Raw genomic sequence first — 20449 nt, 5'->3', positions numbered from 1 at the left:
CCGGTGCCGCGGCGGCGAGGCACGGTGCTGGTTGCCGCACGTCGACGAGGGTGCCACCGACCTGCCAGTGAGTCTCTGACTCCTACCAGTGAGTCTCTGACTCAGCTCACTAGTAGCGGTCGTGCGAGGCGTTCTCGTTCTTCAGGGTGGAAACCAGGTTGTCCGAGGGCCAGTAATCCCCGCAGGTCGGCAGGAATGCCTGACTCGGACCGCTGTATCCGGAGTAGAAGTAGACGCGATACGTGGCGGAGCACTCGCCGTTCGACGCAGAGGCCGCGTTGTTCTTGACGGCCTGACCGTCGCCCTCGTTCGACAGGACGCACGTGGCGGCGGTTCCGGAAATCAGGCCGGGCCTGAACACGTACCGCACCAGGGCCACCCCGTTGGGGGAGTACCCGAAGTAATCGGGTATGTCCTTGTTCGCAACGAAGCACGGGCTGGACGAGTACCACGTCTGCTCGCCGCGGCTGTTGAAGTGAATGGCGAAGCAGTAGCTGTTCCCCGACGAGCTGCACGCGTCCGCCTCGTACGAGGTGGCGGCCGAAGCGGGTGTCGCCGAGAGCGCCAGGGCGCCCATGGCGCAGAAGGCGGCGATTCCGGCAATTCTCTTCCTGATGTTCATTGGTTACCCGCCGCCTCGTACGCCTGACGAACCTTCGCCGAATTCCTGTCCTTTACGCTCTTCTCCTTGGCCAGACTGGAGGCGTTCTCCTTGATCGCCTTCTGCTGGCCGGCCTTCTCCTTCGCGTTCCAGATGCCGACGAGTTCGGAATCGGCCTTGCACTCGACATCGGCGACCGCGTGCGCGATCTCCTCGGAGCCGGCGCTGGGGGAGGACGGCGAGAGGCCGAGCTTGCCGAGGTCTTCGAGAGGGTGGCTCCGCACGTACCCCTTCTGCTTCATGCAGGAAACCCATTGAGCAACGGCCTTGACGACCTCGGGACTCTTCCGCGTCTCCTCGAAAACGGTGATCCCTGCCCGCTCCGCCTCGGGCGTCCGAGGCATGGGGAACATGCGCTGGGCCTCGCCGCGACAGCCGCCCTCGGGAAGTGCCTTCCCCTCGTACGTGCCGTCGTCGACACCTGCCCCCACCCCCGTGAAGACAGTCGACTCGGCACCGGCGGCGGGCTCCCAGTACGGGGACTCCTGGGTTCCGGTCGGGAGGTGGTATCCGAACTTCTTCGCCAGATCCAGATCCGAGACGCCATAGCGGCGCCCCATGGCGGAGTCCGCCTGCATGACCGCCGACTGCTCAGAAATCTGTGGCGGCCCGAAGTCGGAGAATCCGTAGCGCGCCATGCAGGAACGCCACTGATCCTGCACGGCGACCTTCCAGGCGTAGGCGTCCACCGAACTCGTCGCGTACTCGTCCAGGGGCAGAGTGAGCCCCTTCGCCAAACCCTTGGTGGGCGCCGTCGGTAACGCGTCGAGCTCAAGCCGCTCGGCCGCAGGCGTTATGCCATTGACGGCTCGGCTCCTGCCCGAATCGTCCGCCTGTTGCGTTCCGCACCCAACGAGTAGAGCCGCGAGTGTGGCGACGCTCGCTATCCCTCTGACCGGTCTCAAAGCGAAAGGACCTTTCGTGTCATATCTCGGCTGCTGAACTGCAGCACGCCCTTGCGGGAGCAATCACCGAGAGTGCGCCATCCGTTGCGGACGGTGCTGGCGCGGTCGAGCATATGCATGCCAAAAGCGAAAGTCTAGACCTTTATTCTGACGCCCCGTCGGCTTGGCGGAAGGGGTGGGAGTGCGGCGCGCCGGGGGTCAACGGCATTCGCCCTTGCGGCGGTTGCTCTCGAAACCGCAGGCGCGGGCCGCGGCGGGAGCTGGTCCAGTTGACTTCCTCCCCCGCACTGACAGTCACGGTCGCGGCCTAGGTTGGCTCCTACCGCCAACGGCGCCGGGGGCGGGCGTCGGCCGCCGATCCGGATGGCGAACCGTGCAAGCTGCGCAGCCATCCACTGCGATGTGACGTGGATCACAGGAACTGATCGGCGTGGGCGGACAAGTCAGAAGGTGAACTACTCGATGCATGCGCGCATCCGCGCGGGGGACCCGGAAGCGTTCCGGGAGTTGTTCCGCGACCATGCCCAGCTGATCTATCGGCACGCCGTGCGGACCACCGGGGACTGGGCCGCAGCCGAGGACATAGTCTCGCTGACCTTCCTGGAGGCGTGGCGGCTGCGCGAGAAACTGAGGGACGAGGGCGACAGCCCTCGGCCCTGGCTGATGGGTATCGCCGTCAACGTGCTGCGCAACACCGGGCGCGCGGCGCGGCGGCACGAGCGAGCGCTCAACAGACTGCCGTTGCGTGACGTGCTGCCCGATTTCGCCGACGAACTGGTCGGAAGGATCACCGACTCCGAGGAACTGGCCGCGGCGAAGTCCGCGATGGGCCAGCTGCGCAGGGGCGAACGCGAGGTGTTCGCGCTGTGCGTATGGTCCGGGCTCGGTTACGCGGAGGCTGCCGAGGCCCTCGGGGTGCCGGTCGGTACGGTGCGCTCCCGCCTTTCGCGCGCGAGAAGCCGTCTGCGCAAGCTGACGGACGGGGAGCTGCGCCGCCGGCGGAGAAAGATGGAACGGGTCGGGGCGGGCGGACAAGTACAGAGTGACCGCATCGATGTGGTCCGGTCGGAAGAGGAGAGGCACCGATGAATCGCACCCCTTGGCGGCGGCACCGAGAGCCGCTCGACCATGCGGAGCTGGCGGGTCTGCTGCCGGCGCCGGGCGATCCGGTGCTGCCCCACGGCCGCATGACGACGCTCGAGGAGCACCTGATGAACGAGATCCAGCAGGCTCAGGCCGCCCGGAAGGCCGCGGAGACGGAGCCGCAGCCGGCGGGCCGGATTCCCTCCCGGTCGCCCGACCGGCCGAGCCGCGGCGGCCGGCGGCTCGCGCTGATCGGGGCTGCCGTCGCAGTGGCGGTGCTGGCCGGTGCGGCCGGAGCCGCCCAGTTCACCGCCGCACAGGACGGGATCGAAGCCGCGGAGGAGTTGGTGCCAGCGCCGGTGGTCCGGGCGGGGCAGGGCACGACGCAAGGGCTGAACAGCACCGTCGCCCTGATCTCCGGAGCGGCGGCGCGCGAGAAGTTGCCCGAGCCGAAGCCGGGCCAGTTCATCTACGTCAGGAGCCAGGTCTCCTGGCTGTCGGAGTCCCAGGACGCCGACGGCAAGATCGAGACCTTTGTGCAGAAGCCGCATCCCCGCCAGGTGTGGATGTCACCGGACGGGCGCAGGGGATGGCTCATCGAGCCGGGTAACGGCACCACGTCCCGCGAAGGGCTGACCTTGGACGTCGAGGGCGAAGCGAGCAACGAGGGGCCGACGCTCGGCGCGCCCAGTTACGACTACCTCAAGAAGCTCTCCACCGACCCCGACGAACTGCTGGAGAAGATCTACAGGGAGACGAAGGGGCAGGGCAACGGACCGGATCAGCAGGCATTCACCACGATCGGTGACCTGGTGAGGGAGCAGGTGATGCCCGCGGAGCTGACGTCCGCGCTGTACCGGGCGGCGGCGAAGATCCCCGGTGTGATGGTGGTGGAGAAGTCGACGGACGCGGTGGGCCGTCAGGGGATCGCGATAGCCCGGACCGATGAGCACTCCGGCGACCGCACCGAGTGGATCTTCGACGCCAAGACCTTCAGCTACCTGGGGGAGCGCACGGTGCAGATGCGCGACCGGAGCGGCATCAAGGCGGGCACGGTCACGGGACACACGGCGGTAACGGAGCGCGCGGTCGTCGATGGGATGAAGGAGCTCCCCGGCTCCAGAAGCGGGATCTGACGGCCGGCACAACCGCTGCTGGAGCTGCCGGAGCGGCCGGGGTGGCCGGGGTGTACTGCTGTGCTGCCCCATCCGCTTCCTGACCGGCCCCCGCTCCCGGCCGCGCGGACCCTCTAGCCGTTCGAGTCCGGCTTCCAGTCCTGGACGAGGAGTCCGAGCAGCACCTCGTCCAGGAACTCGCCCATCACCCAGGCCGAGGAGCGCAGTACGCCCTCGCGGACGAAGCCGTTGCGCTCGGCGGAGCGCAGCATCGCGGCGTTGTCCGACAGCGTCTCGATCTGCAGCCGCTGCAGGCCGCGCACGACGAAACCGTAGTGGCACAGCACCGCGACCACGTCGGTGCCGTAGCCCTTGCCGCGGGAGGACGGCAGCAACCCCAGCCCGATGTGCGCGGACCGGTTGTGGTTGTCGATGCCCCAGAGCGTGGCGGTACCGACCAGCGTTCCGCCGTCCAACTCCACCACGGAGAACGGGACGTGCCCCTCCTCCTTGTCGTCCACCACCAGCCGCGCGTCCTTCGAACCGGGCGTGATCGGCCGCCACGGCCCGCCTTCGGCCCGCGAGGCGTTGACGACGTCGTCGTAGAGCTCGGCCCGCAGGATCGGGATGTCGTCCTCGTGCCGGGCCCTGAGCCCGACCTTGCCGCCCTTTAGCATGCAAGCTTCTTATCCGACCGGGCTCGCCGACGGCAAACCAAATAAGGGCATCTTCCCTGGTACCCCCAGGCCCCAGAGCCTGGGGGTACGTCGCGGGCCCGCAACGATCCGCCGGACGGCCTAGACCAGCGGTTCGATCCAGATGTTGCGGTAGCGGACCTTGCTGCCATGGTCCTGGAGGCGGATGGCTCCGGCCGACGGGCCCTCGGGGGCGCCGGCACCCGTGGGTCCGTCGATGGCCACGTCGTCGTGGATGGTCTTACCGTTCCACACCACCGTGACCCGGGCGTCGGAGGTCTTGTTGCCCGCCGTGTCGAAGCGGGCCGCGTGGAAGGTGATGTCGTACGACTGCCAGGTCTCCGGTGCGGTCGCGGCGTTGATGTCCGGGGCCTTCTTGGTGTAGATCGCCCCGGCCTCGTTGTCCGCGGGGGTCGTGTCACCGTACGAGTCGAGAATCTGGATCTCGTAGCGGTCCTGGAGGTAGACGCCACTGTTCGCGCGGTTCTGACCGGTCACGTCCGGCGGGAGGTTCGGCAGCCAGAATTCGACGTGGAGGGTGAAGTCCTTGAACGCCTCCTTGGTACGGATGTCGCCGCAGCAGACTTCCATCGAGTCGCCGGCCAGCGGCCATTGCGATGCCCGGCCGTCGGTGTGCTGCCAGGCCGCCTGGCTCGATCCGTCGAACAGGGGGATGCGTTCGCCCTTGGGGCGCACGGTGATCAGATCGAGGTTGACGTGACCGGTGTCGCCGCTGTCGTGGACATAGGCGATCCGGTTGCTCCCGGCCCGCAGGGCCAGTTGCTCGGTCTGTGTCGACCAGGTGTCCCAGTCGCGGGTGCTGAGCAGACTGGTCTGTTTGATCTTCGTGCCGTTGACGTAGACGCTGACGCTCTTGGTGCCGGTGAACGGATTCGGTCCGTTGGAGTAGCGCAGGCCCACGTCGTACGTGCCTGCCGCATCGACGTCGACATCGAAGGTGGTGGACGCACCCTCGGTGCCGTAGCCGTCGACGAAGCCGCCACCCGAGTAACCGGGGTGGTCGGTGTTGAAGGATGCGCCGCCGGTGAGGGTCGCTTCCTCCGCCTCGTACAGGGGGGAGGCGGTCTGTTTGCCGGGCATGGAGTTGAGTGTGTACCACGCCTCCGTACTCCAGAGGGATTCGCCGCTCGCCGAACTGAAGGGGCGCGGGGAACGGACGTGGACGACGCGGTTGGTCTCCAGGCCGGGGATGTCCAGGGTGACCTTCTTGCGGTCGGTCGACAGCGTGGCCGACCGTACGGACAGGGTCTCCTCGCCGGCCTTCGGACCACCGTAGGAGGGGGTCGGGACGTAGAACCACTGCTTGACCTTGTACTGCTTCGCCAGCTCGGCCGCCGTCTCGTCGGAGAGCGGCTGGGTGTACTCCAGCTCGAAGCCGCCGCGCTTCGCCCGCATCGCCAGGATGTCGAAGGCTTTGTCCCCGCTGGGCGACAGCTTCTGAAGACCGTAGGTGAGCTTGCCCTCCTGGCCCCAGTTGCCGCCGGCGCCCAGGCCACCGGCGTAGATCGCACCGTCCGGACCCATGCTGATCCGGTTGACCCCGGCCTCCAGCCCCTGGGTGAAGCGGAACACGGCGCCTTGGTACTGGCCCTTGACCTTCTCCAGATACGCCCGCTGGATACCGCCGTAGGTCACGTCACCGAACAGCATCTGCCCCGCGAACCTGCCTTTCGTGAGCTGGAGCGGGGTGCTGGGGGAGTTCGCTATGTCGTTCTGCGGAAGCCACAGCACGGGCTTGGTCACCGGGTTCGCGTCGAACGGGCCGTCCGGGTTCGTGTAGTGGTTGAAGAAGCGGTCCTGCTTGATGTGGACCAGCTTCGACGACGGCAGCCAGCCGCCCTGGTTGTCGGTGACGAAGATGTCGCCGCCCGGCCCCCAGCCGATGCCGTTGGGCGTACGCAGACCGCCGGCGACGTACGAGACCTCGCCGGTCTTCCGGTTCACCTTGATCGTGGAGCCCCGGTTCTTCGTGGGCTGCGGATCAGTGGTCGCACCGCCGTAGTTGATCGCCACCGAGAGATTGAGGTAGAAGAAGCCCTTCTTGTACAGCAGGCCGAAGGCGAACTCGTGGAAATTGCCTCCGAACGGCCAGGTGGCGATCGTCTTCTGCCGGTCAATCACGTCGTCGCCGTCGGTATCCGTGAGCTCGGTCAGCTCGTGCTTCTGCGAGACGTACAACTTGCCGTCGACCGAAGCGATCCCCATCGGCTCCCTGAGTCCGCCGATGACCTTCTTGGCCGTCACCTTGCTCGTGTCGGTGTTCCCCTGGACGTTGTCGAGGAGGTAGACCTCGCCCGCCGTATTCGTGCTGCCGCCCCAGGTGGCCACGGCCAGCCGGCCGTTCGGGAGCCAGTCCATCGCGGTGACCTGCGGTTCGAAGCCCGCAGGGCGAAGGTCGGTCAGCTCGTAGTCGGGGTGGACGGAGTTCAGGGGCAGCCCGTCGCCCGGAGCGTCCGATACGCCCTCGCACTCCTTACGGCCGGGCGCCGTGACCCGGACGACGTCGGCATCGGTGCTCAGCACCGAGTTCGGCACGACGCTGAAACCGGAGGCGCCGGGAGGCTGCCACGCCAGAGTGACCTGCTGCCCGCCCGTGCGCTCGAAGTGCTCGATACGCAAGGAGTGGTGACCGGCGGAGAGAGTGACCGAGCCGTCCTTGGGGTCGGCGCCGTGCAGCCCGTCGTGATCGATGACCAGCTGGTCGTCGATCAGCAGCCGCGAACCGTCGTCGCTGGTCAGCTGGAAGGTGTACTGACCGTCTTGCGGGACGGCGATATTGCCGATCACATGCGCCACGAAGTAGTCGCCGAATCCGAAGTCGTCGGTGGAACTCCAGTCGATCGTCGGCATCAACTTGTCGACGTTCGGCGTCTGTCCGGCCTTGATGTCGCACAACTCGCTGAGCGGAACCTGCACATCGAAGACACGCAGCGTCACACCCGGTTCCTGCGGCGGAAGTACCTCCTGCGCCGAGGGCTCGGCCCCGGCCGGTGACGTCGAGAAGGCGCCGACGAGGAACGAGGCGACGAGCAGACCCGCCAGGCGTCTGCGGCAGCGGTGATACAGCCGTGAGTTCATTCTTCCTCCTGGGCCCCTCCAGCGAGGGGCGCGCGGGCGAACGTTCTACGGGAGTGGTCCGGCAGCGCCTTACCTGAGCGGGAGTTGGGGGGTTGCGACGGAAACAGTAGGAGGCTTTTGCTGATGACGTCCATACTTCGTCACCACTGTGTTCAAAGTCGGATGCGACAAACCGAAAGGTGTCGCATCCACGTCCCTGGGCGTTCCGGCCACCCGGCGCGGCTCGGCTGAAAGACGCGGTGATGGACGAGTGGTTCCGGCCGCTGTGGACCTCCCCGGAGATCCGCGCGACCTGCGGAAAGTGCGTCCTCGGAGTGCCACCCGAACAGGAGCTGCTCCGCTGGACCGAGAAGCTGCGTGACTTCGGCCGCCCGGCGCTCGTCGTCCGGGCGGCCGAGGACAAGGCCATGCCGCTTTAGCCCGGCCGCCGGCTCGCCGAACTCCTGCCCCGGGGGCAGCTGGTGGAGGTCGTCGACAGCTGCACCCTCATCACGGAGGACCAGCCCGCGGTGCTTGCCGCGCACATCAGCGCGTTCCTGTTGAGAGGCACACCGTCCTGAGAGCGGAACCCGGCCCACGAGGTATTTCACAAACCGCCGCTCCCATGGTCGAGGCCGTTGTCGGTGAGGTGGGGAGGGGACTCGTGACGTATCGCGGGCCGATGCGCGTACGCGTACGGCATCCTGGATGACCACGACTGCCCGCCGACCTGACCGGAGGACCCGGCGTGGGCCTCCGGCCCGCTCCGCGCACCGAGGACGATGCCGGGAACCGGCCCGCGCCCTGCGGGTGGCCGACCGGCCGGCCGCTGATTCGGACGTCCTCGCCGTCGTCGGACCCACCACGGACATCACGGCGGAGGCCGTCGTCGACCGCTACGAGAAGGCGCGCCTCGCCGTGGTCGTCGTCTCGCCCGTGGCCAGCACTGCCGGCCTCCTCACCGGAACGAAGACGCTGTGCGTCATCAGCCCGTTCGACGAGACGCTGACCGTGGGCCTGATCCACTACCTGGTCAACGTCCGCCCGGCCGACCGAATCCACGTCATCGAGGACCGGACCGACCGGCGCGGCAGCTGGGCCGTCACCAACCGCATCCGCGACGCCGCGCCCGTAGCCGGGGCCTCGGTCACGGTGCACGGCGTCGAAGCGACGGCCGACACCTTCGCCCCGCCCGCCCGCCCGCGCCGCGGTCGCGGGCCGCGCGGACGCCGTCGCCTACGCCGGGGCATCGCCCAGCCGTGCCGCCCGCTGCGCCACGGCGCCGACGGCCGCCGGTTTTCACCGGCACCCGCCTGGCCACCGGCCCCGTTCCTGGCCCCCGCCTTCCTCGAAGGCGCCGCACGAGCCGCCGAAGGGTGGGCCACCCGGCCCCTGTCCTTCCACCCCACCCGCCAGGTGCGGCCGGAGCGGGGGATCTTCCTCTACCGGATCGAAGAGGGCCGGGCCCGCTTCTTCGGCTCGTACGCGAAGGTCCAGGCCGACAGGTGGACCCGCGGACGTGCGGCCACGCAGTCCAGCGGGCCCGCGGACGGCGTGAAGCGGAGCTGCGGGGGCGCTTAAGAAATCCTCGATGGACCTGCGGCGCGGGGTGCGGCAGATTGCTCCCTGACGGCAGAGAGTGGTGCGCGGAGCCGGACGTCCGACGCGCACCGGCGACCTGCCGTACCTCATGTCTTCCCCGGGCCGCAGGCGTTCTTCCCCATGCCCCCGGCCCGGGGTACTCAACGCCGCACCAGGCACAGGGAGCCGCAGCCGTGAAGGCACTCGTGAAGCAGAAGGCCGAGCCGGGGCTCTGGCTGATGGACGTGCCGGAACCGGAGATCGGTCCCGGCGACGTACTCATCAAGGTGCTCCGCACTGGCATCTGCGGCACCGATCTGCACATCCGGGCCTACGACGGCTGGGCCCAGCAGGCCGTGCGCACCCCGCTCGTCCTGGGCCACGAGTTCGTCGGCGAGGTCGCCGAGCTCGGCTCCGACGTCGTCGACATCGAGATCGGCGACCTCGTCAGCGGCGAGGGCCACCTCGTCTGCGGCAAGTGCCGCAACTGTCTGGCCGGCCGGCGCCACCTCTGCCGCTCCACCCTCGGGCTCGGCGTCGGCCGGGACGGTGCGTTCGCCGAGTACGTCGCACTGCCCGCCTCCAACGTCTGGGTGCACCGGGTCCCCGTGGACCTCGACATCGCCGCGATCTTCGACCCGTTCGGCAACGCCGTGCACACCGCCCTGTCCTTCCCGCTGGTCGGCGAGGACGTGCTGATCACCGGCGCGGGCCCGATCGGCATCATGGCCGCGGCCGTCGCCCGCCACGCCGGTGCCCGCAACATCATGATCACCGATGTGAGCGAGGCCCGTCTCGAACTGGCCCGCAAGGTCGGTGTCAGCCTGGCGCTCAACGTCGTGGACGAGACCATCGCCGACGGACAGAAGCACCTCGGACTCCGTGAGGGCTTCGACATCGGCCTGGAGATGTCCGGCCGGCCCGAGGCGATGCGCGACATGATCGCGAACATGACGCACGGCGGCCGGATCGCGATGCTCGGACTGCCCGCCGAGGATTTCGCCGTCGACTGGTCGCGCGTCGTCACCTCGATGATCACCATCAAGGGCATCTACGGCCGCGAGATGTACGAGACCTGGTACGCGATGTCCGTGCTGCTGGAGGGCGGTCTGGACCTCGCCCCCGTGATCACAGGACGATACGGCTACCGCGACTTCGAAGCGGCGTTCGACGACGCGGCGAGTGGTCTCGGTGGCAAGGTCATCCTCGACTGGACCGCCTGAACCACGCGCCTCCAGTCCAGCCACTGACGTATCCAGCTACCGAGCCGGGAGACACCCCTCATGTTCGACTCCGTACGTGACGACGTGCGCACCACCCTCGACGAGATCAAGGCCGCCGGACTCCACAAGCCCGAGCGCGTGATCGGCACCCCGCAGTCCGCGACCGTCGCTGTCACCTCCGGCGGACGCCCCGGCGAGGTCCTCAACTTCTGCGCCAACAACTACCTCGGCCTCGCCGACCACCCCGAGGTCGTCGCCGCCGCGCACGAGGCACTGGACCGCTGGGGCTACGGGCTCGCCTCGGTCCGCTTCATCTGCGGCACCCAGGAGGTCCACAAGGAGCTGGAGCAGCGGCTGTCGTCGTTCCTCGGCCAGGAGGACACGATCCTCTACTCCTCCTGCTTCGACGCCAACGGCGGTGTCTTCGAGACCCTCCTCGGCGCCGAGGACGCGGTCATCTCCGACGCCCTGAACCACGCCTCGATCATCGACGGCATCCGGCTCTCCAAGGCCCAGCGCTTCCGGTACGCCAACCGCGACATGGCCGACCTGGAGCAGCAGCTCAAGGAGGCGTCCGGCGCGCGGCGCAGGCTCATCGTCACCGACGGTGTGTTCTCCATGGACGGTTACGTCGCTCCGCTGCGCGAGATCTGCGACCTGGCCGACCGCCACGACGCCATGGTCATGGTCGACGACTCGCACGCCGTGGGCTTCGTCGGCGCCGGTGGGCGCGGCACCCCCGAGCTGCACGACGTCATGGACCGCGTCGACATCATCACCGGCACCCTCGGCAAGGCACTCGGCGGCGCGTCCGGCGGCTACGTCGCGGCCCGCGCCGAGATCGTCGCCCTGCTGCGCCAGCGCTCGCGCCCGTACCTCTTCTCCAACTCGCTCGCGCCCGTCATCGCCGCCGCCTCCCTCAAGGTCATCGACCTGCTGGAGTCCGCGGGCGAGCTGCGAGACCGGCTCAACGCCAACACCGCGCTCTTCCGGACCCGGATGACCGAGGAAGGCTTCGACGTCCTGCCCGGCGACCACGCCATCGCCCCCGTCATGTTCGGGAACGCGGCGAAGGCAGGCCGGATGGCGGAGCTGCTTCTCGAGCGCGGTGTGTACGTGATCGGGTTCTCGTACCCGGTCGTCCCGCAGGGCGCGGCGCGCATCCGCGTGCAGCTGTCCGCCGCGCACTCCACGGACGACGTGAACCGTGCCGTGGACGCCTTCGTCGACGCGCGGGCCGCGCTGGCGGAATAGCGGGGCCCGCCCGGGGTTCCACGGGTCCCGGAACGATCCGGACCTGGGACAATAGGGCACATGATCGATGCACGGCGGCTGCGTATTCTGCGTGCGGTGGCGGACCACCGCACGGTGACTGCTGCGGCCGCCGCGCTGTATCTGACCCCCTCCGCGGTGTCCCAGCAGCTCGCCGCCCTGGAACAGGAGACCGGTCACCGGCTCGTCGAACGGGGGGCGCGCGGGGCGCGGCTCACGGCGGCGGGGGAGATCCTGCTGACCCACACCAACGTGGTGCTGGCCCAGCTGGAACGGGCCGAGGCGGAGCTCGCGGCGTACAGCGCGGGAGTGGCCGGCACGGTGACGGTCGCCGCGTTCGCCACCGGCATCGCACTGGTCCTCGCCCCCGCCATCACGGAACTGAACCTCACCGCTCCCGGCATCCGGGTCCGGGTACAGGACGCCGAGGGTGATGCGAGCGTGCCGATGGTGCTGGACCGGCAGGTGGATGTGGCGGTCGCCGTCGAGTACCGGGGCGCACCGGGGGCGGACGACGAGCGGCTGACACGGGTGCCGCTCTACTCGGAACCCTTCGACGCGGTGCTGCCCGTGGACCACCGGCTGGCCGGGCAGGACCAGGTGGCGGTCGCGGACCTCGCGAAGGACCCGTGGATCGGGCCGTATCCGGGGAACCCCTGCCACGACGTGGTGGTCCTCGCATGCGAGTTCGCCGGCTTCGAACCCCGCCTCGAACACTCCTCGGACGACTTCCGCGCGGTGGTCGCGCTGGCCGGGGCGGGCGCGGGCGTGGCCCTGGTCCCGAGGTCCGCGTTGCGCGGGGTGGAACGGACGGGAGTGGTCGTACGCCCCGTGGAGGGCAGCGCACCGACCCGCCGGGTCTTCGCGGCGGTCCGCCAGGGCGCGGAGTGCCACCCCCTGATCCGGCCGGTGCTGGACGCGCTGGGGGCGGCGGGGACGAGAGAGGAAGATCTGGCCGCGCGTACGCCGTAGCGTCCCGGTCGTCCCGGCCCGTCCACCGGCTCGGGTCGGCGGGGCCCTCTCAGCCCGCCCGGCGCTTGAGGGCGAAGCGGCCGTCGGACGACCCCGGCCCCACCGTGCCGATCGTCGCCGCCACCACCACCGCCGCGGCCAACGCCCCGTACCGTCCCGGCGGCAGATAGGGCATCGCACCCGTCACCGTCACCGTCACCGACACCGAGAACGCCACCAGCGGCACCGCCGCGACCAGCGTGCCCACCGCCAGGCCCGTCGCCGAGAACAGGCCCGTCTCGACGAGCAGCGTCCGCGACACCTGCCTGCGCCCCGCACCCGCCACCCGCAGCAGCCGGAACTCGCCGCGCCGGCCCACCGGGATGAGGGCCAGCGTGCGTACGGCTGCCGCCGGCATTCCGCGACGAGGGCCTGCGTGCCGCGCTCGCCGCCCGCGCGGAAATGCCCGACCTGCCGATCCTGGTCCTGTCGCAGTACGTCGAGGAGACGCACGCCGCCGAACTGCTCGCCCAGGGGGGCGCAGGGCACCGGCTGTCTCGCGTGACGCGGGCCCGCACCGGGGGCGGGCTCACGCAGGCTGCAACAGGTCCCAGCGGTTGCCGTACAGGTCCTCGAAGACCGCCACGGAACCGTAGACCTCGTGCCGCGGCTCCTCCAGGAACCGCACCCCGGCGGCCCGCATCCGTGCGTGGTCGCCCGCGAAGTCCTCGGTGTGCAGGAAGAAACCCACCCGGCCGCCGGTCTGCGCGCCGACGCTCGCGCGCTGAGCCTCGTCCTTCGCACGGGCCAGCAGCAGCCCCGCCCCCGCCTTGCCGCCGCGCGGGCGCACGACCACCCAACGGGAGCCGTCACCCCGGTCGGAGTCCTCCACCAGCTCGAATCCCAGGGAGTCGCGGTAGAAGGCGATGGCTTCGTCGTAGTCGGTGACGACCAGGGTGACGAGGGCGATCTGTGACATGTCATACCTCGATGTGACGTGTGACGGTGGCTCGTGAAGTTGTACGTAACACTAACGCTCCCGCCACCCCCGCCAGCACAATGACCGGCATGGACACGAGTGACCTCGCCGCCCTGACGGCCCGCGCCCGGTTCCTGGCAGTCCCCGGCCGCCGCCGCATCCTCGGCATCGCGGGACCGCCGGGCGCCGGGAAGTCCACGCTGGCCGCCCGGCTCGTCGACGCGCTGGACGGGCTGGCCGTCCTCGTCCCCATGGACGGCTTCCACCTCGCGCAGGCGGAACTGGACCGCCTCGGCCGCACCGGCCGCAAGGGCGCCCCCGACACCTTCGACGCCGCCGGATACGCCGCCCTCCTGCGACGGCTCCGCGACACCGCCGAGCCCGGACCCGTCTACGCACCCGCCTTCGACCGTGCGCTGGAGGAACCGGTCGCCGGCTCCGTCCCCGTACCGCCCGGCATCCCGCTCGTCGTCACCGAGGGCAACTACCTCCTGCACGACGACGGAGCGTGGGCTCCCGTACGCGGGCTGCTCGACGAGACGTGGTACCTGGACGTCGACCCCGGGCTGCGCGTGCGCCGGCTCGTCGACCGGCATGTGCGCTTCGGCAAGTCCCGCCCGCACGCCGAGCGCTGGGTCGCCGGCTCCGACGAGTCGAACTCCCGCCTGGCCGAGCGGGGCCGCGCCCGCGCCGACCTCGTCGTACGGCTCGGCCACGCCCACTGACCAGCCGGGATTCACCCCCGTTCGCACGAACGTGCTCCGACCGGCAGGATGCTGTGTGCCGTGCCGTGCCGTGCCGTGCCGCGTCGCCAGGAGGTCCGCATGTCCAGCCCGAACCAGCCCGTGCCGTTCACCGCCGACGACTACCGGGCGCGCATGGACCGCGCCGTCGAGTCCGCCGCCGACGCGGGTCTCGCCGGTCTCCTCGTCGCGCCCGGCCCCGACCTCGTCCATCTGACCGGCTACCAGCCGACCGCGATCACCGAACGCCTCACCGTCCTCGTCCTCGCCGCGGGACAGGACCCGGTCCTCGTCGTCCCGACCCTGGAGGCACCTGACGCCGAGCAGGCCGTCGGAGCCCCCGCGCTCACCCTGCGCGACTGGACCGACGGCAAGGACCCGTACGCGGTCACCGCCCCGCTGCTCGACTCCGAGGGCCGGTTCGGGATCAGCGACAACGCCTGGGCGATGCACCTCCTCGGGCTCCAGCAGCTCCTGCCCGGCACCTCGTACGCCTCGCTCACCGAGGCACTGCCCATGCTCCGGGCCGTGAAGGACGCCCATGAACTGGAGCGGCTCACGGCCGCCGGAGCCGCCGCCGACGCCACGTACCGCGAGATCCTCAAGGTGCGCTTCTCCGGCCGCGGGGAGACCGACGTGGCCGCCGACCTGTCGGCGCTCCTCAAGCAGTTCGGCCACTCCCAGGTCGACTTCACCGTCGTCGGCTCAGGCCCCAACGGCGCCAACCCGCACCACGAGGCGGGCGAGCGGGTCATCGAGCGGGGCGACATGGTCGTGCTCGACTTCGGCGGCCTCAAGCACGGGTACGGCTCCGACACCTCCCGCACCGTCCACGTCGGCGAACCGACCGCCGAGGAGCAGCGGGTGCACGACATCGTGCGGGAGGCGCAGGAGGCGGGCTGCCGTGCCGTCCGGCCGGGCGTCGCCTGCCAGGAGATCGACCGGGCCGCCCGCGCCGTCATCACCGAGTTCGGCTACGGCGAGCGGTTCATCCACCGCACAGGCCACGGCATCGGCGTCACCACCCACGAACCGCCGTACATGATCGAGGGCGAGGAGCAGCCGCTGGTGCCCGGCATGTGCTTCTCCGTGGAGCCCGGCATCTACCTCCCCGGCCGCTTCGGGGTCCGGATCGAGGACATCGTGACGGTGACGGAGGACGGCGGCCGCAGGCTGAACACCACCGCACGCGAACTGGCGATCGTCGAGTAGCGGCCACCGGAGCGAACGCACGGTCCGCGTACGCGTCAGTCGTCGGCGAGGATCACGCACGACTCCGGCGGAAGATGCAGCAGCCCGTCCGCACCGGGTGCCTCGACCGGCTCCCAGGCCGCCAGCACCCTGCCCCCGCCGCTGCGGTGCCGGCCACCGCCCAGCGGGATGGTGGCCGGCTTCCCGGAGAGGTTGACCGCGATCCGCAGATCGCCCCTGCGGTACGCCAGCCAGCGGGCGGCCTCGTCGTACGCGGTCCTCACCGTCGCCAGGTCCGGGTCGTGCAGATCGGGCATCGCGCGGCGCAGCGCGATCAGTTCGCGGTACCAGGCGTGCATGCGCGCGTGCGGCTCGCGTTCCGGTTCGCTCCAGTCGAGGCAGGAGCGGTCGCGGGTGGCCGGGTCCTGCGGATCGGGAATCTCCTCCTCCGCCCAGCCGTGCGCCCCGAACTCGCGCCGCCGGCCGTTACGGACGGCCTCCGCCAGCTCCGGGTCGGTGTGGTCGGTGAAGAACTGCCACGGCGTGCGGGCCCCCCACTCCTCGCCCATGAACAGCATCGGGCTGAAGGGGCCGGTGAGCACCAGGGCCGCCGCGCACGCCTGGAGCCCGGGGGAGAGGGACGCGGCGAGCCGGTCGCCGAGAGCCCGGTTGCCGATCTGGTCATGGGTCTGCGCGTAGCCGACGAATCGGTGGGCGGCGGTCCGGCTGACGTCGACGGGGCGGCCGTGCGTACGGCCACGGAAGCTGGAGTACGTCCCGTTGTGGAAGAAGGCGCTGGTCACGGTCTTGGCGAGGGCCGCGAGCGGGGCGGCGGCGAAGTCGGCGTAGTACCCCTGGGACTCGCCGGTGAGCGCGGTGTGCAGGGCGTGATGGAAGTCGTCGTTCCACTGGGCGTGCAGCCCGAGGCCGCCGGCCTCGCGCGGTGTGGTCGTGCGCGGGTCGCAGAGATCGGCCTCGGCGATGAGCGAGAGCGGCCGGCCGGTGTCCGCCGCGAGCGAGTCGACCGCCGTGGAGAGCTCCTCCAGGAAGGTGAGCGCCCGGGTGTCGGCGAGGGCGTGGACGGCATCCAGCCGCAGACCGTCGAGCCGGTAGTCACGCAGCCAGGCGAGCGCGCTTCCCAGCAGATACGCCCGCACCTCGTCGGACCCCGGCGCGTCCAGGTTCACGGCCGCGCCCCACGGGGTGTGGTGCGTGTCGGTGAAGTAGGGCCCGAAGGCGGGGAGGTAGTTCCCCGACGGGCCCAGGTGGTTGTGGACCACGTCCAGGATGACGCCGAGCCCCAGGCCGTGTGCCGTGTCGACGAAGCGTTTCAGCCCGGCGGGGCCGCCGTACGGCTCGTGCACGGCCCACAGCGACACCCCCTCGTACCCCCACCCGTGGGTGCCGGGGAAGGGACAGACCGGCATCAGCGACACATGGGTGATGCCCAGCTCGGCGAGGTGCCCGAGCCGTTCGGCGGCGGCGTCGAAGGTTCCCGCCCCGGTGTACGTACCGACGTGCAGTTCGTACAGGACGGCGCCGGGCAGCCCGCGCCCCGCCCATTCGTTGCGCCAGACATAGGTGTTGTGGTCGTACACGGCGCTCTCGCCGTCGGGGCCGTCCGGCTGGCGGCGCGAGCGCGGGTCGGGGAGCACGGGCCCGCCGTCCACCGAGTAGCCGTAACGGTCGCCGTCGGCGGCCTCCGCCAGGGCGGTCCACCAGCCGGGCCGCGTCGCGTCCCGCTCCATCGGCTGCGTCCCGCCCGCCACTTGGAGCCCGACCGACTCCGCGTCGGGTGCCCACACCTCGAACTGCATGCGCCACTCCTCGTCCGTGAACCGGATGCCCGGCGACAGGCCCGTCCGTTTCTGGCGATCAGGGTCTGCCCCTGATCATTGCCCTGCCGGGTTCTGCTCATACGTAGCAAGGCCGGGCGGGAGAGGAAGGTCCCTCGTGCGGCTGGTATGCGGACCGGGGCGGGCGCGGTCGTGGTGCGCCCGCCCCGGTCCGGCGGTCGCTAGACCAGGTGGATGCGTTCCTGCGTCACCGGGTGGCCCGCCCGAGCGAACGCGGCGGCCATCGGCACGTTCCCCCGGTCCGTCGCGCCCGCGATGAACTCGGCGCCCTCGGCTGCCAGGAAGTGCGTGCACTCCACGAGCAGGTCGTAGCCGTAGCCGTGCCCGCGTGCCTCGGGTACGACCCCGATGAAGCCGATGCACGGACCCGAGGGGTTGCGGGCGGGCACATGGAGGCCGGCCAGTTCACCGTCCGCCGTGTACGCGAGCTGCCACCAGGAACGCGGCGAGGGGCACCAGTTGAAGAAGTCCAGCTCCTCCTGAGCCGCCTCCTCCAGACCCCCCGGCCCCTCGATGGCACGCCGGGCGTGCGCGTCCAGCGTGACGGAGTGGACGCGACGCAGGACGTCGAGGATCACCGCGTCATCGGGTTCCGGGCGAAACGTCAGCCGGCCGGGGCGCTCCGGAAGGCCGCAGTCCGGCGTCCAGAGATAGCGGTACCGCTCGACGAGCGGCTTCATGCCGGCCGCGGTGGCGGCGGCGATCCGGGCCTCGGCCGCCGCACGGACCGCGGGGACCTCCCGCCAGTTCGCGGGCAGGATCAGCTCGTACTCGGCGTACAGGGAGGAACGGCGCAGCAGTTCGGTGCCGGCCTCGTCCTCGCCCTCGGCGAAGTCGAACCAGTTGAGCAGGACGGGCTCGGTGTCGTCGGGACCCGACCACCAGGCGGCCCTGGCGACGACGGTGTCGTCCCGCAGCGCGATCCAGGTCCACTCGGGGCGGTACTCCCCGCCATCGGCGACCGTGCCGTATTGGTGCCCGAAAGCGGCGCGGCCGACGAGGCCGTCATCCTGCAGGGAGTCGAAAAGAGAGGCGTCGCTCTGGGTGAGCGCGCGAATGACCAGACCGGTCATGGAAGTGTCCTCCGGGACGAAGCGCGCGCTCCCGGTCAGACGGAGTCCGACACCGCCCTGCGGACGGGACGGGAGCGCGGGTATGAAGTGGTACGTGTGGTGGTGCCGGTGCTGGTACGCACTGCTTCTCGCCTCCTTCCTCGACCGGGGCCGTTGACTTCGCGGCTCACCCTAACGCGACCCGGGAGGGCCGTCCACGGGTTTACTTACGTCCCCCGTGGACGGCCCCGTCCGCAGGCCATCGAACGGTCAGTCCCAGACCATGTTGAACGCGCGCTCGAAGTTCACGTACCCCAGGCGCTCGAAGGACTTCGCCATCGGGACGTTGCCGAGATCGGTCGCCGCCCTGATCCGGTCCACCCCTGTCGCCGCCAGTACACGGGTGCCCTCGGCGAGGATGTCGTCGATGTAGCCCTTGCCGCGGTGCGCGGGCAGCACACCGATGTACGCGATGATCGGGTTGTAGTTGTTGCGCGCGGGGATCACGAACCCGACCGGCTCGCCGCCGGGCAGCTCCGCGATCCGCCACCACCCCTGCGGCGTCGTGTAGCCCGCGAGCTCCTCCTCGTAATGCTTCTCGGCCGCCTCGCGGGCACCGATGCCGGTCGCCATGTCCGCCTGGCCGTGCGCGTCGAGGGTCCCCTCCATCACCGGGGTCATCAGCGCGAGCAGGTCCTCACGCCCGGTGACGGGGCGGAACACCAGACGGCCCGAGTCCTCGGGGACCGGCGTACCCTCGCGCCACTCCAGACGCAGCCGCTCCACCAGCATCCGGGCGCCGGTCTGTTCCATGACCCGTGTCCGGGCCTCGACGACGTCACGCGCCGCCGGGTCCTCACGCCAGTCCGGCGGTATGAACCGGCCGTACTCGGGGCGCTCGGCACCGGCGGGCACGACGGCGCGCGTGGCCGTCTCCAGCAGGTGCACGCCGATGTCGTGACGCTCCTGCGCGGGCAGGGTGTCGTCCAGGTCGAAGAAGTCCAGCGCGAGAGGGGCGCCGCCGTCCTGCGAGGTCCACCAGGACACCCGGCCCACGACACGCTCGCCCCACAGCGCCACCCACATCCAGTCGGGGCGGCGGCGGCCGGTGGCGAGGTCGTCGGCCAGCTCGTGGTCGAGAACATAGGAAAGACGGCAGAAGAGACCGAGCTCGTCCGGTCCGGTGAGCGGACGGACGGTCAGTTCCTGTGGTGCTACGGGCACAAAGTCTCCTTCGAGGGCGAAGGGCCGGCCGCTTCCCCGCGGACGGCCCGCGGGCGCAGACGTTACCAAGACCACAGCCGCGCAGGTCAGCAAGGTGGAAACGAGGGTTCTTCTGGACACCTCGGCCCGGTCGGACCGACAATCAGGACTGTGACGTCCTCCTTCGAGTTCCACACGTATCCCGCGCGGCTCTCCGACGCCCAGCGCGACCGTGTTCTCGGTGTGCTCAGAGACGGTGCGGCGCAGGGCAGGCTCTCGCACGACACGTTCATGCGACGCATGGAACTGGCCCTGGTCGCCCGGCGTGCCGAGGAACTGGACGCACTCACCTGCGACCTGGAATCCGGCGGACGCTGGACGCGCGGTCTGTTCCGTGCCGTCGGCGGCGTATCGGCCTTCTCCGTACGGCTGCGCAGGGCCTGGACGTCCGAGCGGCTGCCGAAACTCCTGCTGCCCGTATCCGGCCCGCAGCCCCTGCTCATCGGCCGCGACCCGGGGAACGGGCTGCGGCTCAGCCACGAGACGGTCTCTCGGATGCACGCCGAGCTCACCGCACACGGCAGCCGGTGGATCCTGCGCGACCTCGGTTCGACGAACGGCACCTGCGTCAACGGCCAGCGGGTCACCGGCTCGGTGCCGGTGCGCGACGGCGACCAGGTGAGCTTCGGGCGGATGAGCTTCCGCCTCACGGCGCCCGTACTCAGGCCACCGGCCTGACGGCCCCGCCCGACTACCCCTAAGAGCCATACCGGTGATTTAGGTGCTCTTCTGGCGTCTGCTGGTTGCTTTGGTGGGTGGGACGAGTGTGATGGCCCTGGTGGGTGGTTGGGGTGGGTTGCG

The 20449-nt window shown here is 70.2% G+C and carries 19 protein-coding genes and 1 pseudogene; 11 read left to right on the top strand and 9 right to left on the bottom strand.

Annotation, left to right across the window (positions count from 1 at the left end; translation table 11 throughout):
- Positions 1–109 precede the first annotated feature (109 nt).
- Positions 110–622, bottom strand: a complete 513-nt coding sequence (locus ACFWSK_RS33535; protein WP_383794681.1) for a hypothetical protein — start codon at positions 620–622, stop codon at positions 110–112.
- Positions 619–1398: a hypothetical protein gene (locus tag ACFWSK_RS33530; RefSeq protein ID WP_383794678.1), complete on the bottom strand. Its 780-nt coding sequence runs from the start codon at positions 1396–1398 to the stop codon at positions 619–621. The genes ACFWSK_RS33535 and ACFWSK_RS33530 overlap by 4 nt, the downstream gene beginning before the upstream one ends.
- Positions 1399–2028: 630 nt before the next feature.
- Here ACFWSK_RS33530 and ACFWSK_RS33525 point away from each other — a divergent pair.
- Positions 2029–2655 (top strand): RNA polymerase sigma factor, encoded by a 627-nt coding sequence (locus ACFWSK_RS33525; RefSeq protein ID WP_383794675.1) that lies wholly within the window; start codon positions 2029–2031, stop codon positions 2653–2655.
- Entirely contained in the window at positions 2652–3785 is a 1134-nt protein-coding gene (locus ACFWSK_RS33520) for a CU044_5270 family protein (RefSeq protein WP_383794671.1), read from the top strand. The genes ACFWSK_RS33525 and ACFWSK_RS33520 overlap by 4 nt, the downstream gene beginning before the upstream one ends.
- Positions 3786–3898: 113 nt before the next feature.
- On the opposite strand, the gene ACFWSK_RS33515 is transcribed toward ACFWSK_RS33520, so the two are convergent.
- Both ACFWSK_RS33515 and ACFWSK_RS33510 read right to left on the bottom strand, forming a co-directional pair.
- Complete coding sequence (locus ACFWSK_RS33515) at positions 3899–4441, bottom strand: GNAT family N-acetyltransferase (RefSeq protein ID WP_383794669.1); 543 nt, start codon at positions 4439–4441, stop codon at positions 3899–3901.
- A 120-nt stretch (positions 4442–4561) separates the two neighbouring features.
- A complete protein-coding gene (locus ACFWSK_RS33510; RefSeq protein ID WP_383794666.1) occupies positions 4562–7558 on the bottom strand; it encodes a family 16 glycoside hydrolase in 2997 nt (998 codons plus the stop codon).
- A gap of 179 nt (positions 7559–7737) precedes the next feature.
- Here ACFWSK_RS33510 and ACFWSK_RS33505 point away from each other — a divergent pair, with 179 nt between their 5' ends.
- From ACFWSK_RS33505 to ACFWSK_RS33485, 5 genes are all read left to right on the top strand, one after another.
- Positions 7738–7977, top strand: coding sequence for a hypothetical protein (locus ACFWSK_RS33505; RefSeq protein WP_383794664.1), 240 nt, complete (start codon positions 7738–7740; stop codon positions 7975–7977).
- Between the two features lie 268 nt (positions 7978–8245).
- Positions 8246–9118, top strand: coding sequence for a hypothetical protein (locus ACFWSK_RS33500; RefSeq protein ID WP_383794661.1), 873 nt, complete (start codon positions 8246–8248; stop codon positions 9116–9118).
- 194 nt (positions 9119–9312) lie between these two features.
- Positions 9313–10341 (top strand): L-threonine 3-dehydrogenase, encoded by a 1029-nt coding sequence (gene tdh / locus ACFWSK_RS33495; protein ID WP_383794658.1) that lies wholly within the window; start codon positions 9313–9315, stop codon positions 10339–10341.
- Positions 10342–10401: 60 nt separating this feature from the next.
- Positions 10402–11595, top strand: a complete 1194-nt coding sequence (locus tag ACFWSK_RS33490; protein WP_383794655.1) for a glycine C-acetyltransferase — start codon at positions 10402–10404, stop codon at positions 11593–11595.
- A 60-nt stretch (positions 11596–11655) separates the two neighbouring features.
- Positions 11656–12585 carry a LysR family transcriptional regulator gene (locus ACFWSK_RS33485; protein WP_383794653.1) on the top strand — a complete coding sequence of 310 codons (930 nt, stop codon included), beginning with the start codon at positions 11656–11658 and terminating at the stop codon, positions 12583–12585.
- A 49-nt stretch (positions 12586–12634) separates the two neighbouring features.
- Here ACFWSK_RS33485 and ACFWSK_RS33480 read toward each other — a convergent pair whose 3' ends face one another.
- Entirely contained in the window at positions 12635–12982 is a 348-nt protein-coding gene (locus tag ACFWSK_RS33480) for an FtsX-like permease family protein (RefSeq protein WP_383794649.1), read from the bottom strand.
- On the opposite strand from ACFWSK_RS33480, the pseudogene ACFWSK_RS33475 reads away from it, so the two are divergent.
- Positions 12964–13110 (top strand): annotated as a pseudogene (locus ACFWSK_RS33475) (DNA-binding response regulator); the annotation flags it as partial. The gene ACFWSK_RS33480 and the pseudogene ACFWSK_RS33475 sit on opposite strands and share 19 nt — an antisense overlap.
- Positions 13111–13153: 43 nt before the next feature.
- Here the strand turns inward: ACFWSK_RS33475 and ACFWSK_RS33470 are convergent.
- On the bottom strand, positions 13154–13543 hold the full coding sequence (locus ACFWSK_RS33470; RefSeq protein ID WP_383794646.1) for a VOC family protein: 390 nt from the start codon (positions 13541–13543) through the stop codon (positions 13154–13156).
- Positions 13544–13632: 89 nt separating this feature from the next.
- Between ACFWSK_RS33470 and ACFWSK_RS33465 the strand changes: the two genes are divergently transcribed.
- Complete coding sequence (locus ACFWSK_RS33465) at positions 13633–14268, top strand: nucleoside/nucleotide kinase family protein (protein WP_383794642.1); 636 nt, start codon at positions 13633–13635, stop codon at positions 14266–14268.
- A gap of 99 nt (positions 14269–14367) precedes the next feature.
- Complete coding sequence (locus ACFWSK_RS33460; protein WP_383794640.1) at positions 14368–15498, top strand: M24 family metallopeptidase; 1131 nt, start codon at positions 14368–14370, stop codon at positions 15496–15498.
- Between the two features lie 35 nt (positions 15499–15533).
- Here the strand turns inward: ACFWSK_RS33460 and treZ are convergent, their stop codons facing one another.
- The 3 genes from treZ to ACFWSK_RS33445 all read right to left on the bottom strand — a co-directional run bounded on the left by treZ (position 15534) and on the right by ACFWSK_RS33445 (position 19609).
- A complete protein-coding gene (treZ, locus tag ACFWSK_RS33455) occupies positions 15534–17294 on the bottom strand; it encodes a malto-oligosyltrehalose trehalohydrolase (protein WP_383794637.1) in 1761 nt (586 codons plus the stop codon).
- A 200-nt stretch (positions 17295–17494) separates the two neighbouring features.
- Positions 17495–18406, bottom strand: coding sequence for a GNAT family N-acetyltransferase (locus ACFWSK_RS33450; RefSeq protein WP_383794634.1), 912 nt, complete (start codon positions 18404–18406; stop codon positions 17495–17497).
- Positions 18407–18655: 249 nt separating this feature from the next.
- Positions 18656–19609, bottom strand: coding sequence for a GNAT family N-acetyltransferase (locus tag ACFWSK_RS33445; RefSeq protein WP_383794631.1), 954 nt, complete (start codon positions 19607–19609; stop codon positions 18656–18658).
- A gap of 150 nt (positions 19610–19759) precedes the next feature.
- Here ACFWSK_RS33445 and ACFWSK_RS33440 point away from each other — a divergent pair, with 150 nt between their 5' ends.
- Positions 19760–20326, top strand: a complete 567-nt coding sequence (locus tag ACFWSK_RS33440; protein ID WP_383794628.1) for a DUF1707 and FHA domain-containing protein — start codon at positions 19760–19762, stop codon at positions 20324–20326.
- Positions 20327–20449 lie beyond the last annotated feature (123 nt).

This window comes from Streptomyces sp. NPDC058620, from assembly GCF_042717135.1.
Taxonomy (GTDB): domain Bacteria; phylum Actinomycetota; class Actinomycetes; order Streptomycetales; family Streptomycetaceae; genus Streptomyces.
The sequence above is the reverse complement of the archived record's forward strand: the minus strand, read 5'-3'. Positions and strand labels throughout refer to the sequence as shown.